Annotated in this window: 12 protein-coding genes; 5 read left to right on the top strand and 7 right to left on the bottom strand. The window is 72.2% G+C overall.

From position 1 onward, the window contains the following. Both DN051_RS05845 and DN051_RS05850 read left to right on the top strand, forming a co-directional pair. Positions 1–1,362 carry an ABC transporter substrate-binding protein gene (locus tag DN051_RS05845; protein ID WP_246040931.1) on the top strand — a complete coding sequence of 454 codons (1,362 nt, stop codon included), beginning with the start codon at positions 1–3 and terminating at the stop codon, positions 1,360–1,362. 14 nt (positions 1,363–1,376) lie between these two features. Then, entirely contained in the window at positions 1,377–2,579 is a 1,203-nt protein-coding gene (locus DN051_RS05850) for a Gfo/Idh/MocA family protein (RefSeq protein ID WP_112438155.1), read from the top strand. 26 nt (positions 2,580–2,605) lie between these two features. Here DN051_RS05850 and DN051_RS05855 read toward each other — a convergent pair whose 3' ends face one another. From DN051_RS05855 to DN051_RS05880, 6 genes are all read right to left on the bottom strand, one after another. Then, positions 2,606–3,301, bottom strand: a complete 696-nt coding sequence (locus DN051_RS05855) for a L,D-transpeptidase family protein (RefSeq protein WP_053757049.1) — start codon at positions 3,299–3,301, stop codon at positions 2,606–2,608. Positions 3,302–3,507: 206 nt separating this feature from the next. Next, complete coding sequence (locus DN051_RS05860; protein ID WP_053757050.1) at positions 3,508–4,308, bottom strand: SDR family NAD(P)-dependent oxidoreductase; 801 nt, start codon at positions 4,306–4,308, stop codon at positions 3,508–3,510. Positions 4,309–4,374: 66 nt separating this feature from the next. Then, a complete protein-coding gene (locus tag DN051_RS05865; RefSeq protein WP_053757051.1) occupies positions 4,375–5,289 on the bottom strand; it encodes an SDR family oxidoreductase in 915 nt (304 codons plus the stop codon). A 234-nt stretch (positions 5,290–5,523) separates the two neighbouring features. After that, complete coding sequence (locus DN051_RS05870; RefSeq protein ID WP_053757052.1) at positions 5,524–6,153, bottom strand: MBL fold metallo-hydrolase; 630 nt, start codon at positions 6,151–6,153, stop codon at positions 5,524–5,526. Continuing rightward, positions 6,150–7,241: an S-(hydroxymethyl)mycothiol dehydrogenase gene (locus DN051_RS05875; protein ID WP_112438156.1), complete on the bottom strand. Its 1,092-nt coding sequence runs from the start codon at positions 7,239–7,241 to the stop codon at positions 6,150–6,152. The genes DN051_RS05870 and DN051_RS05875 overlap by 4 nt, the downstream gene beginning before the upstream one ends. A 307-nt stretch (positions 7,242–7,548) precedes the next feature. Next, positions 7,549–7,836, bottom strand: a complete 288-nt coding sequence (locus tag DN051_RS05880) for a metal-sensitive transcriptional regulator (RefSeq protein ID WP_053757140.1) — start codon at positions 7,834–7,836, stop codon at positions 7,549–7,551. 70 nt (positions 7,837–7,906) lie between these two features. On the opposite strand from DN051_RS05880, the gene DN051_RS05885 reads away from it, so the two are divergent. From DN051_RS05885 to DN051_RS05895, 3 genes are all read left to right on the top strand, one after another. Continuing rightward, entirely contained in the window at positions 7,907–8,473 is a 567-nt protein-coding gene (locus tag DN051_RS05885) for a rhodanese-like domain-containing protein (RefSeq protein ID WP_053757054.1), read from the top strand. A gap of 128 nt (positions 8,474–8,601) precedes the next feature. Further along, entirely contained in the window at positions 8,602–10,314 is a 1,713-nt protein-coding gene (locus DN051_RS05890; protein ID WP_420709116.1) for an ABC transporter ATP-binding protein, read from the top strand. 137 nt (positions 10,315–10,451) lie between these two features. Then, entirely contained in the window at positions 10,452–10,820 is a 369-nt protein-coding gene (locus DN051_RS05895; RefSeq protein ID WP_053757056.1) for a nuclear transport factor 2 family protein, read from the top strand. Between the two features lie 256 nt (positions 10,821–11,076). Here the strand turns inward: DN051_RS05895 and DN051_RS05900 are convergent, their stop codons facing one another. Continuing rightward, positions 11,077–13,047 (bottom strand): elongation factor G, encoded by a 1,971-nt coding sequence (locus DN051_RS05900; protein WP_112438157.1) that lies wholly within the window; start codon positions 13,045–13,047, stop codon positions 11,077–11,079. Between the last annotated feature and the right edge of the window lie 196 nt (positions 13,048–13,243).

Below are 13,243 nucleotides of genomic sequence, written 5' to 3' on the forward strand. Positions count from 1 at the left end.
ATGCGAGTTCGAATGCGTACGGTCGCCACGCGACTGGGTGCGCTGGGCGCGGCGCTGGCCCTGTCCCTGGCCACCGGCTGCGCGAAGGGCGGCACCGCGGGGTCGGACGGGAACACGGTGACGTACTGGCTGTGGGACGCCAACCAGCTGCCCGCGTACCAGGCGTGCGCGAAGGGGTTCGAGCAGCAGAACCCGGGCGTGAAGGTGAAGATCACCCAGATGGGCTGGAGCGACTACTGGACCAAGCTCACCGCGAGCTTCATCGCGGGCACCGAGCCCGACGTCTTCACCGACCACATCCAGAAGTTCGGGCAGTTCGCCGATCTGAAGGTGCTCGAACCGCTCGACGACCTGGGCCTGGACGACTCGGCCTACCAGGCGGGTCTGGGCGCCAACTGGCGGGGCCAGGACGGCCACCGCTACGGCGCGCCCAAGGACTGGGACACCGTCGCCCTCTTCTACAACCAGAAGATGGCCGAGGAGGCCGGACTCACCGCCGACGAGCTCGACAGCCTGTCCTGGAACCCCGAGGACGGCGGCACCTTCGAGAAGGCCATCGCGCACCTGACCGTCGACAGGAACGGCACGCGCGGCGACGAGAAGGGCTTCGACAGGAACAACGTCGAGGTGTACGGGCTCGCCGCGGGCGGCGCGGGCGACGCCGACGGGCAGACCACCTGGAGCCCGTTCACCGCCTCGGCCGGCTGGCACTACACGGACAAGGCGCGCTGGGGCACCGAGTACCAGTACGGCAGCGGAACCTTCCAGTCGGTGATCGACTGGTACTTCGGCCTCGCCGAGAAGGGCTATCTCGCGCCCTTCACCGACTACACCGACGGCGCCAACCCGGCCAACGCCCAGGTCGCCTCCGGCCGGGCGGCCACCTCGTTCGACGGCGCCTGGATGATCTCCACCTACTACGGCACCAAGGGCCTGGAGGTCGGCACGGCGCCCACGCCGGTCGGCCCGACCGGCAAGCGGGCCACCATGATGAACGGCCTCGCCGACTCCGTCACCAAGAACGCCCGCAACAAGGAGGGCGCGAAGAAATGGGTGCGGTACCTGGCCTCCGACGAGTGCCAGCGGATAGTCGGCGGCTACGGCATCGTCTTCCCGGCGACCCCGGACGGCACCCGGGCGGCCGTGGCCGCGTACGAGAAGAAGGGCATCGACGTGTCCGCGTTCACCGAAGCGGTCACCGACAAGACGGACTCCGCCACCTTCTCGTTCCCGGTCACCGACTACGCCGCGGACGTGTACTCCCTGATGCGCCCCGCCATGCAGGACGTCTACGCCAATGACGCCCCGGTGAGCGGCCTGACCAGGACCAACGACCAGATCAACCTCATCCTCGGCCAGTGAAAGGCACACACCCCATGACCTTCTCCCTCGGCATCGTCGGCGCCGGCCAGTTCTCCGGCCAGTTCGCCACGCTGTTCCAGGCCCACCCCGGTGTCAGCGACGTGTACGTCACCGATCTGCTGCCCGAGCGGGCCCGGCAGCTCGCCGACGCACAGGGACTGGCCGGGACGTTCCCCTCGTACGAGGCCATGCTGGAGTCGAAGGACGTCGACGCCGTCGCCGTCTTCACCCAGCGCTGGACCCACGGACCGCTGGTGCTCCAGGGGCTGAACGCGGGCAAGCACGTGTACTCGGCGGTGCCCATGGCGATCACCACCGAGGAGATCGCGGCGATCATCGAAGCGGTCCGGGCGACCGGGCTGACCTACATGATGGGTGAGACCAGCGAGTACAACCCGGCGACGGTGCACGCCCGCAACCAGATCGCCGAGGGCGCGTTCGGGCGGCTGTTCTACGCCGAGGGCGACTACGTCCACGACATGGACCTGGGGTTCTACGAGGCGTACCAGTACAGCGGCGGCGAGAACTGGAAGGCGACCGCCTCCTATCCCCCGCTGCTGTACCCGACGCACTCGGTGGGCGGTGTGCTGGGCGCCTGGCGGACGCACGCCGTCAGCGTCTCGGCGATCGGGGTCCTGGACGACCGGGGCGACGGTGTCTTCGACAAGGACGTCAGCCAGTTCGACAACGACGTGTCGAACGCGACCGCGCTGTTCGAGGTCGCGGGCGGCGGCTCGTTCCGTACGAACGAGTTCCGCCGGGTCGGCTACCCCTCGCACCTAAGGGAGTCGCGCTTCCGGTTCTTCGGCACCGAGGCGAGCATGGAGCAGCTCGCCACGGTCGCCCTGTGGCAGGACAAGAAAGGGGTCAAGGACATCAGCGAGCTGCTGGAGCCCAAGCCCACGCTGTCCCCCGACGACCCCTCGCTCCAGCACATCGCGCCGGAGCTGCGGGCCGCGTTCACCTCGGGTTCGGCGCCGGTGCACGACCGGTCGCGGCTGCCGCGGGAGTTCGACCACCTGCACAACGGCCACGAGGGCAGCCACCACTTCCTGGTGGACGACTTCGTGACCGCGGTGAACAACCGCACCCTGCCGTCGGTGAACGCGTGGGTGGCGGCCCGCTACACCCTGCCGGGCATCGTCGCCCACGAGTCCGCGCGGCAGGGCGGGGCACGGCTGGAGATCCCGGACTTCGGGGACGCGCCCGAAGCCTGAGGCGGTCCGGCGCGGGCCGGGTGCCGTCAGGTGCCCGGCTTGCGCCCGTACACGTAGACGTCGTCGCCCTTCTTCAGCAGCGACCAGTACTTCTTGGCGGCGGTCTTGGTCATGTTGACGCAGCCGTGCGAGCCCGGCGGGTTCCACATGCTGACGCCGACGGAGTGGAAGGCCTGTCCGCCGTCGAAGAACTGGCTGTAGGGCATGGGCACGTTGTAGATGGTCGACACGTGGTCGATGTTGCGCCAGTAGATCTTCTTCAGGCCGGTGCGGGTCTCGTAGCCGTTGCGTCCCGTGCGGACGGGAACGGGACCGTAGACGAGCTTCTTGCCGTCCTGGATCCAGCTGAGCTGGAGGGTGAGGTTCACACAGGCGATGCGGCCCTTGTTGACGGGGCAGCGTCCGTCCTTGTTGGGCGTGTTCCCCACGGCCTTCTGCTTGTTCATCAGGTCCATCACACCCCACGTGACCGGACCCGCGTAGCCGATGTTCGGCGTGATGCCGTGCTTGGTCTGGAAGGCCCGGATCGCCTTGCAGTCGGCGGAGGACTGCTTGCCGTCCACCGGCCGGCCCAGGAACTTCTCCACCTGCTTCTGGTACGGGCCGGTCTGCGTCGTGCAGCTCGCGGCCTGGGCCGGACCCGCGCCCAGTGCGAGTGTGAGCGGCGCCACCAACGCGGTGGCCCCCAGAACGACGGTTCCCCGTCTGCGTACGTCCCCCATGGCTGACCTTGCCCTTTCACCCGGAGTGCGCGGTTCTCGCACCATCTCTGCCAGCTAGACCGACGCCGAGCCGATTCGGTTGCAGGCTCGCGCTGGCTGCGACCAAAAGGAGACATTCGGTGTGGGTGAGGGGGCGCGCGGGACGCCTGGGCGCCACGTGGCCGACAAGCGGACGGTGCAGGAACGCGAGGCCGGTGCGGGCCGCGTCAGCGGGGTGCCGCGCTCCCCCTCCTGAACGCGGTGAAGCCGGTGTTCACCGCGGTGATCCCGCCGTCGACGACCAGTGCCGTGCCGGTGATCCAGGACGCGTCGCCGGAGGCGAGGAAGGCGACGGCGGAGGCGATGTCCTCCGGTTCGCCGACCCGGCCCAGCGGGTAGAGCGCACCGGCCGCGTCGAGGTCGGTGGAACGGCCCTCCCACGCCGGGGTCCGGACCGTCCCGGGCACCACCAGGTTGACTCGGACACCACGGGCCGCGGCGTGCCCGGCGAGGGTGCGGGTCAGCGAACCCAGTCCGGCCTTGGCGGCGCTGTAGGCATGGTTGCCGAAGTCCTGCAGGCCGTTGACCGAGCCGATGAGGACGACGGCGCCGCGTCCGCAGGCGGCCAGGTGGGGCAGGGCGGCCCGGCAGCAGCGGTACGTCCCGGTCAGGGTGACGTCCAGGTCGCGCGCCCACCCCTCGTCGGACTCGTCCTCGAACAGCGGGGCGTCGGGGTGACAGCTGTAGGCGTTGGCGACCAGCACGTCGAGCGAGCCGAACGCACCGGCGGCGTGCGCGACGGCCGCTTCCACGGACGCGCGGTCCGTCACGTCGCAGAAGAAGGCCTCCGCCGAGAGCCCCGCGTCCCGCAGTGACTCCGCCGTCCGCTGTGCCGCGGGCAGATCCACGTCGGTCACCAGGACACGGGCGCCCTCCTCGGCCAGCCGGCGGGCGGTGGCGGCCCCGATGCCCCGGGCCGCACCGGTGACGAGGGCACCGTGTCCCGCCAAGCGTGTGATCCCGGTCATGGCGCAGACCCTAACGCCGGGGCGGCCGGCTGGACAGACCGCGGCGGGCCGGGGACGACGGCCCGGTCACCGGTACCCGGTGGTGTCCGCCGGCCTGTCCGCGTCCTGGACCTCGACGAGGTAGCGCCAGGCGTCAGGACGGCTGCCGTCGAGATCGGTGAAGCCGTACTCCTGGGCGAGGCCGCCGCTGGAGAGGGACCGGCCGTTGAACCGGGCCACGTCGGCGTCGGCGGCGAGTGCGGCGACGGCGCGGCCGACATAGCGCGGGGTCTCCGAGATGGCGAAGTGCGGGACGCGGTCGAGGGCATCGCGCCAGTTCTCCTCCCGCACCGCGAAGTGTTCGAGCATCATCTCCGAGCGGAGCCAGCCCGGGGTGAGGGCCACGGCGGTGGCGCCGCGCGGCCCGAGTTCATGGCCGAGGGCGAAGGCCATCCGCAGCACCGAGGACTTGGCGAGGTCGTAGAAGAGGTTCACCCGGTAGTTGTCGCGGTTGTACTCGGCGGTGCCGTCCGTCATCTCCACCACGAGACCGCCGGGGTGGCGCAGCATCAGGGGCAGCGCGTGGTGGCTGGTGACGGCGTGCGTCTCCACCGCGAGCCGGAGCAGCCGGAGCCCCTTGTCGAGGTCGTGCTCCCAGACGGTCTTGTCCCACTCGAAGAGTTTCTCGCCGCCCCAGATGTCGTTGACGAGGATGTCGAGGCGGCCCTGCTCGTCGGCGATCCGGTCCACGAGGCGGCGGACCTGCGCGGGGTCGAGATGGTCGGTGGGCACCGCGATGCCGTGGCCGCCGGCCTCGGTGACCAGGTCGGCGGTGTCCTCGACGGTCTCGGGCCGGTCGTACTCGGAGCGCCGCGCGCGCGTGCTGCGTCCCGTGACGTAGACGGTCGCGCCGGCCGCACCCAGTTCGACGGCGATCCCGCGCCCCGCTCCGCGGGTCGCTCCGGCGACGAGCGCGACCTTGTCCTTCAGTGGCTCCGGCATGTCCGGCCTCCCGTGTTCGTTCGAACCTTCGCTTCGAGCGTGACGGGTAAACCGGACACCTTCTGTCGCCTTTCCCGGACGGTCACTCCGCCGGGCGCGGCCCGCTCGACATGCCGCGGCGGCGGGCTCGCGGCGACCCGGCCGAAGACGTCCCCGGCGACGGCCGGGCGCGGACGGTGACGCGCGCACCTCGGCGGCACCGCGCCCGCGAACCCGGCCCGTCCCCGGTCGGCGTCAGTGGCCCCGAGTGATCCACTCCTGGAGGTGCGGCGCCTCGGCCCCGATGGTGGTCGGGTCGCCGTGGCCGGTGAGGACCTTGGTCTCGGGCGGCAGGGTCAGCAGACGGTCGCGGATCGAGTCGATGATGGTCGGGAAGTGGGAGTAGGAGCGCCCGGTGGCGCCCGGACCGCCCTGGAACAGCGTGTCGCCGGTGAAGACCGTGCCGAGCCCCGGGTCGTACAGGCAGACCGCGCCGGGCGCGTGGCCGGGCGTGTGCAGGACGGTCAGGTCGGCGCCGGCGGCCTCGATGATCTGGCCGTCCAGCAGCCAGGCGTCCGGCGCCCGGTCGGGGTGGGTCTGCTTCCACAGCGGCAGGTCGTCGTGGTGCAGCCAGATGACGGCCCCGGTGCGCTCGGCGAGGGCGGGCGCGGCGTCGATGTGGTCGTTGTGGGCGTGGGTGCAGACGATGGCGGTCAGCCGGCGGTCCCCGACGGCTTCGGCGATGGCGTCGGCGTCGTGCGCGGCGTCGATGACGACGACCTCGTGGTCGTCGCCGACCAGCCACACGTTGTTGTCGACGTCCCAGGTGCCGCCGTCCAGCGTGAACTGCCCGGAGGTGACGAGTCGTTCGATGCGGGCGGTCATCGGAGCACCACCACCGAGCGCAGCACGTCGCCGCGGTGCATCCGCTCGAACGCCTTCTCCACCTCGTCGAGCTGGATCGTCTCCGTGACGAACGCCGCCAGGTCCAGCCGCCCTTGCAGGTGCAGGTCGATCAGCATCGGGAAGTCGCGGGACGGCAGGCAGTCGCCGTACCAGGAGGACTTCAGGGCGCCGCCGCGGCCGAAGACGTCCAGCAGGGGGAGTTCGAGCTTCATGTCGGGCGTGGGAACGCCGACGAGGACGACCGTGCCGGCCAGGTCACGGGCGTAGAACGCCTGCTTGTACGTCTCCGGCCGGCCCACGGCCTCGATGACGACGTCGGCGCCGAAACCGCCGGTCAGCTCGCGGATCGCCTCGACCGGGTCGGTCTTCGTGGAGTTGACGGTGTGGGTGGCGCCCATGGTGCGGGCGTTCTCCAGCTTCCGGTCGTCGATGTCGACGGCGATGATCCTCGACGCTCCGGCCAGCTGCGATCCGGCGATGGCCGCGTCCCCGACGCCGCCGCAGCCGATGACCGCGACCGAGTCGCCGCGGCCGACGTTCCCGGTGTTGATCGCCGCGCCGATGCCGGCCATGACACCGCAGCCGAGCAGTCCGGCGACGGCGGCGGGGACGGAGGGATCGACCTTGGTGCACTGTCCGGCCGCGACCAGCGTCTTCTCGACGAAGGCACCGATACCGAGGGCCGGTGCGAGCTCCTGGCCGGTGGCGGCCAGGGTCATCTTCTGCCGGGCGTTGTGGGTGTCGAAGCAGTACCAGGGCCGGCCGCGCAGACAGGCCCGGCAACGGCCGCACACCGCACGCCAGTTGAGGATGACGAAGTCCCCGGGCTCCACCTCGGTGACGCCGTCGCCGACGGCCTCGACGATCCCGGCGGCCTCGTGGCCGAGCAGGAAGGGGAACTCGTCGGTGATGCCGCCCTGCTTGTAGTGCAGGTCGGTGTGGCAGACCCCGGAGGCCTGGACGCGCACCACGGCCTCCCCCGGGCCGGGGTCGGGCACGACGATCGTCTCGATCCGGACCGGCTCGTCCTTCCCCGGTGCGATCACGCCGCGTACTTCCTGCGCCATGTTGCTGACCCCTTCTGTCGGCGGGCGTCCGTCCCGCTGCCGACCCTACGCGCGACTGATCGGTAAGGGCATGGTTTCGAGGTCCGCCGTGTGACGTCGATCGGGTGACCGCGCCCGCCGCCGCCCGGTACCGCCCGGCTGTCCCAGGCGGAGCCGCGGTCTCCGGCGAGGCAGCCGCGTCAGGCCGAGGCGCCGTCTCAGGCCCCAGGAGCCGTCTCGAACCAAGGCACCCGTCTCAAGCCGGGGCGCCGACTCGGGCCCCAGGAGCCGCCTCGAGCCAAGGCGCCCGCTCCAGCCGAGGCGCGTCTCAGGCCAAGGAGAGGAACAGCTTCTCCAGGCGGGCCTTGACCTCGTCCGTGCTCCCGGCGTCGCCCTCACCGCTCACGGAGTCGGCCAGGCACTGCTGGAGTCCGGTCGCGATGATCGCGAACCCGGCCCGGTCGAGGGCGCGTGACGCGGCGGCGAGCTGCGTGACGACCTCCTCGCAGTCCCGGCCCTCCTCGATCATCCTGATCACGCCGGAGATCTGCCCCTGCGCCCGGCGCAGCCGGTTCAGCACCGACTTCAGTTCGTCACCCTCGAAGCGCAGATCCACCGCCACCCACTCCTCCATATACCCTCGGGGGTATTCTACCGCCCTCGGGTCAGGAAGGATCGCCCCCGCCATGACCACTCACGCCGCCCTCGACTCCGACGAGGCCCGGGTCCGGCTGCCCGAGCTGACCGTCGTCGACGTCCGCACGCCCGGCGAGTACGCCACCGGACACCTGCCCGGCGCCCTCAACATCCCGCTGGACGCACTCCCGCGCGCGGTGCCCGCGCTCCGCCCGCTGTCCGGCGACGTGCTCGTGGTGTGCGCCGCCGGACCCCGCTCCGAGCAGGCCCGCGTCCTGCTGTCCTCGGAGGGCGTCGACGCGATGACGCTGACCGGCGGGACCCAGGACTGGGCCCGGCGCGGGCACGGGCTGGACCGGCCGGAGCCGGGCGGGCGGCGCACCTGGTCGATGGAGCGCCAGGTCCGGTTCACCGCGGGCGCCCTCGCCCTGACCGGTCTGGGCCTCGGACTGCTGCACCCCGGCTGGCAGTTGATCTCCGCCGTGGTCGCGGGCGGCCTCGTCTTCTCCGCCCTGACCGACACGTGCGGTATGGCCGTCGTCCTCGGGAAGCTGCCGCACAACCGGCCGCGCGCCACCGACCTCGACGCCACCCTGGCGCGGCTCGCGGCCCGCTGAGCGACCGCGGCGACAGCCCACCGGACCCCGCGCCCCGGCTCCCCCGTACGCTGAACGCTCCCTTCGACCGGCCGAGGAGCAGCAGCGTGAGCAAGGCAGAGACGGATTCGGCCACGCCCCCGTGGCGCATGCTCCTCGGCTATGTCCGGCCGCACCGGTGGGCCCTGCTCGCCGGTGCCGTGCTGTCGCTGGTCACCGGGGCCACCGGGCTGCTGCTGCCGCTGGTCGCCCGCGAGCTGATCGACGACCTCTCCCACGACCGGGCCATCACCGGCGCGCTGGTCGTCATGTCGGCTCTGGTGGTCACCAACGCGGCGCTGGGCGCGCTGGGTTCGTACGTGCTGCGGCGCACCGCGGAGTCGGTGGTCCTCGGGGCGCGGCGCACCCTGTCGTCGTACCTGCTGCGGCTGCGGATAGCCGCCGTGGACCGCAGCGAGCCGGGCGACCTGATGGCCCGCATCACCTCGGACACCACTCTGCTGCGCGAGGTCACCACCGACTCCCTGGTCGGTCTGGGCACCGGCGGACTCACGCTGGTCGCGACCGTGGTGATGATGGGCCTGGTCGACCCGGTGCTGCTCGCGGTCACACTCGCCGTGATCCTCGGCGCGACCGCGGTCCTCGGCGTGATCGTGCCGCGCATCAACCGGGCGAGCCGGCAGGCGCAGGACGCGGTCGGGGTGATGGGCGCGTCGCTGGAACGCGTGCTGGGGGCGCTGCGCACGGTGAAGGCGTCCGGCGCCGAGCACCGGGAGGAGGCCACGCTGCACTCCGCGGCCGAGGAGTCGTGGCGGCAGAGCGTGCGCGCCGCCAAGTGGTCGGCCGCCGCGGGCAACACGGCCGGACTGGCGATGCAGGTCGCGTTCATCACGGTGCTGGCGGTGGGCGGGGCGCGGGTCGCGACCGGCGCCGTCGGCATCGGCACGCTGGTCGCGTTCCTGCTGTACGTCTTCTATCTGATGTCGCCGATCCAGCAGGTGGTCGGCGCGATCACCCAGTACCAGTCGGGTGCCGCCGCCCTGTCCCGCATCGAGGAGGCGCTGCGCCTTCCCGCGGAGCCCGCCGCCACCGCCGCCCCGTTGCCGGCGACGGACGCCGAACCGGCCGCGCTCGCCTTCTCCGACGTCCGTTTCCGGTACGCCGAGGACCTCCCCCACGTCCATCACGGGGTGACCTTCGACGTGCCCGCCCGGGGCATGACGGCGTTCGTCGGCCCCTCCGGCGCGGGCAAGACCACCGTGTTCTCCCTCATCGAGCGGTTCTACGACCCCGAGTCCGGCGTGATCACCCTGGACGGCCGGGACCTCGGCCTGTGGGACCTGCCCCGACTGCGGTCCGCGATCGGGTACGTCGAGCAGGACGCGCCCGTCCTGTCGGGCTCGCTGCGCCAGAACCTGCTGCTCGGCCACCCGGGAGCGGACGACGACACCCTGGAACGGGTCCTGGCGACGACCCGGCTGGACGGTCTGGTGGCGCGGCTGCCGGACGGACTCGACACACTCGTCGGGCATCGCGGCACCAAGCTGTCGGGCGGTGAACGTCAGCGGGTGGCGATCGCCCGCGCGCTGCTGCGCCGCCCCCGGCTGCTGCTCCTGGACGAGGCCACCTCGCAGCTGGACGCGGTCAACGAGGCGGCGCTGCGCGACACCGTCGCCGAGGTCGCCCGCACCACCACGGTGCTGGTCGTGGCCCATCGGCTCTCCACGGTGACGATGGCCGACCGGATCGTGGTGATGGACGCCGGCAAGGTCCGTGCGGTGGGCACCCACCGCGAACTCGTCGCCACCGACTCGCTGTACGCCGAGCTGGCGGCCACGCAGTTCCTCGCCACGGCGGGCTGAACCGGCGGGCCCGTCACGCCGCTCGGTGGGGTCCGGGCGCCGGCTGGGCTTGCCGTGGCCGACGGGGCGGAGGAGGCTCGAAGGAGAGGCCCCCGCGGCCCGCTCCCGCCGGGTCGCGGCCCTGCGAGGAGGTCACGATGGGAACCGGGGCAAGCCCCGTCTTCGACGCCGAGACGTTGCGCCGCGCCGTCGAGGGGAATCCGAACACGCTGCTGTCGCTCTACGCCGACGACGCCGAACTGCGTGTGGTGGACCGCGACGCCCAGCCCAGCCGTCCGCGGCTGCTGCACGGCCGCGACGAGATCAGCGCGCTGCTCGACGACGTGTACAGCCGCGACATGACACACCGGCTGGAGAACTGCGTCATCCAGGGCGACCACGCGGCCTTCAGCGAGTCCTGCGAGTACGCGGACGGCGTCCGCGTACTCGCCGAATCGATGATCACGCTGCGCGACGGCCGGATCGTCGAGCAGACCATGATCCAGGCCTGGGACGACAAGCGGTGACGGCCTTCGGACCGTCGCGAGCGGCACGCTGGCCCCGGTGAGGGCACCCTCGACGGGTGCGCTCGGCGCGGGGTGCCCGCGACGGAACCGGCCCGTCGGCCGGCCGACGGGCCGCGGGCCCACGCCCTGAAGTCCTTTCGGTGGATCGACCAGCCGCGCAGCCCACACTCCCCGAGTCACCCCTCGGCCGATCGACCGCCCTCCCCCTCGGATCCGTCCGCCGGGCGCGGTCCGCGTGCGGCGGGCCACCGGAGGGTCAACCTCCCACCCGCCGGGTCACGTTGAGCAGGTACTCCTTCCGGTCGAGCGGATTGTGGTCGGTGCGGGGACGCTCGGGGACCGTGCGTCGCACGACCTGGGCGTAGTGGTCGAAGGCGCTCTCCAGCTCGCCCTCGCCGCGGGTGAGCCCCGGCAGCTGCTGCTCCAGCGCGTGGACGTGGACCGCGGGCACCGTGCCCTCCAGGACGCAGCCGGCGCCGTGCGACTCCGTCGTGCGCGGCACGGCCCGCGCCGCGGCCAGCACCGGCAGAAGCGCGCCCAGGGTGTCCGCGGGGGCCTCGATGCGGAAGCGGTGCATCGGCTCGTGCACCGAGGTGCCCGCCCGCCGCAGCGCCTCGATCAGCACCAGCGGCGTCAGGCCGCGGAAGTCCGCGCCGGTGCTCGACATGCTCTTGTCGAAGCCCTGGTGAGCGTGGCTCTGCCGGGGCGAATAGCCGGAGTGCGTCATGGTGACCGTGCAGTCGGCAACCCGCCAGCCGTGCAGGCCCTGCCCGAGCGTCTCCCGGACGGTGTCCTCCACCGCCTTGAAGAACGCGTACGGCATCGATCCCAGCTCCACCTCCAGCCGGAACTCCGTGCCCGCGCCGGCCGGTGCCGGATCGACGCGGAGCCCCACCGTCGCGAGGAAGGGGTTGGCACCCTGCTTGTTGAACTCGACGGCCGCGCCCGACCCGACCGCCCGCTCGACGCACAGGGGCGTCGTCTCCCGGAAGCCGACGTCCAGGCCGTACTCGTCGGCCAGCGTCGCCTGCACCACCTCCTTCTGCACCTCCCCGTAGAGGGAGACCGAGATCTCCCGGCGCACCCGGTCGTGCCGCAGGGCGATCAGCGGGTCCTGCTCGGCCAGCCGGGTGAGCGCGACGTGCAGGGCACCGCGGTCCACCTCCGGGCCGGGCACCACCACCGTCTCCAGGGTGGGCGGGGCGAACAGCCGCCCGTGCGGCGCGCGCGGCAGGCCGACGCTGTCGCCGATCCTGATGTCGGTCAGGCCCCACAGCCGGGCGATCCGGCCGGCGGGCACCTCGTCGCGCCGGACGTCGCCGCCGCGGTCGAAGACGGTGAGCGCGGTGATCCTGCCCTCGCCGCCCGGCCCGCCGCACGCCACCTTGTCCCGGACGCGCAGCGTGCCGGAGAACATCCGGGCGTAGGCGATCTTCTCCCCCGCCGGTCCCCGCTCGACCTTGAAGACGGTGCCCGAGACGGGCCCCCGGGGGTCGCCGGCGGCGGCCGGGAGCAGGTCCCTGATGCCCTCGGCCAGCGCGGCGACACCCGCGCCGGTGACGGCGGATCCCGCGTACACCGGATGGACGGCCGCCTGCCGGGTGCGGGCCGACAGGGAGGCACGCAGACGGTCCGGGCCGACCGTGCCGTCCACGTAGGCGGCCAGCAGATCGTCGTCGTGGTCCGCGAGGACGTCGAGCGCGGCGGGCCCGATGTGCGGTGCGAAGCGGGCCGCGCGGGTTCCGAGGCCGGTGGCCGAGCCCATGGGCACGACCGCCGCCGAGAGCCGGTCCGTCAGCTCCCGCAGCACCTCCTCGTACCGCGCGCCGCGCCGGTCGATCTTGTTGACGAAGATCAGCGCGGGGATCCGCAGACGGCGCAGGGTCCGCATCAGGACGCGGGTCTGCGCCTGTACGCCCTCGACGGCCGAGACCACCAGCACGGCGCCGTCCAGGACGCCGAGCACCCGCTCCACCTCCGCGATGAAGTCGGGGTGGCCGGGTGTGTCGATGAGGTTGACGGTCACGTCGTCGAGCGGGAACGAGACGACGGCCGACCTGATGGTGATGCCGCGCCGGCGTTCCAGCGCGAGGGTGTCGGTCTGCGTACTGCCGGCGTCGACGCTGCCGATCTCGTCGATCACTCCGGCCGAGTGCAGCAGCCGTTCGGTCAGGCTGGTCTTACCTGCGTCGACGTGCGCGAGAATTCCCAGGTTGAGCAGGGGCACTGAGCGTCATGTCCTTTGTGGTGGGGGTCGTTCCTTCGCGGCTGGACATGAACGCTGCGCGCATCTGCTGCTCCTCACGGTGCGGTGAACGGGTCCGTGCAGTGCAGCAGAGCCGGCTGCCGCGGGCAACGGAATTAGCACCGCGCCGGCCGGCGGCGGGCGCGCGGACCGCTGGAATGGCGGTGTCGCCGCGGAG

This window comes from Streptomyces cadmiisoli, from assembly GCF_003261055.1.
GTDB classification, from domain to species: Bacteria; Actinomycetota; Actinomycetes; order Streptomycetales; family Streptomycetaceae; genus Streptomyces; species Streptomyces cadmiisoli.

Excerpts from the sequence above, each read along its gene's own strand:
- DN051_RS05845 (WP_246040931.1), top strand. The coding sequence starts at position 1 with ATGCGAGTTCGAATGCGTACGGTCGCCACGCGACTGGGTGCGCTGGGC.
- DN051_RS05850 (WP_112438155.1), top strand. The coding sequence starts at position 1,377 with ATGACCTTCTCCCTCGGCATCGTCGGCGCCGGCCAGTTCTCCGGCCAG.
- DN051_RS05855 (WP_053757049.1), bottom strand. The coding sequence starts at position 3,301 with ATGGGGGACGTACGCAGACGGGGAACCGTCGTTCTGGGGGCCACCGCG.
- DN051_RS05860 (WP_053757050.1), bottom strand. The coding sequence starts at position 4,308 with ATGACCGGGATCACACGCTTGGCGGGACACGGTGCCCTCGTCACCGGT.
- DN051_RS05865 (WP_053757051.1), bottom strand. The coding sequence starts at position 5,289 with ATGCCGGAGCCACTGAAGGACAAGGTCGCGCTCGTCGCCGGAGCGACC.
- DN051_RS05870 (WP_053757052.1), bottom strand. The coding sequence starts at position 6,153 with ATGACCGCCCGCATCGAACGACTCGTCACCTCCGGGCAGTTCACGCTG.
- DN051_RS05875 (WP_112438156.1), bottom strand. The coding sequence starts at position 7,241 with ATGGCGCAGGAAGTACGCGGCGTGATCGCACCGGGGAAGGACGAGCCG.
- DN051_RS05885 (WP_053757054.1), top strand. The coding sequence starts at position 7,907 with ATGACCACTCACGCCGCCCTCGACTCCGACGAGGCCCGGGTCCGGCTG.
- DN051_RS05890 (WP_420709116.1), top strand. The coding sequence starts at position 8,602 with ATGCTCCTCGGCTATGTCCGGCCGCACCGGTGGGCCCTGCTCGCCGGT.
- DN051_RS05895 (WP_053757056.1), top strand. The coding sequence starts at position 10,452 with ATGGGAACCGGGGCAAGCCCCGTCTTCGACGCCGAGACGTTGCGCCGC.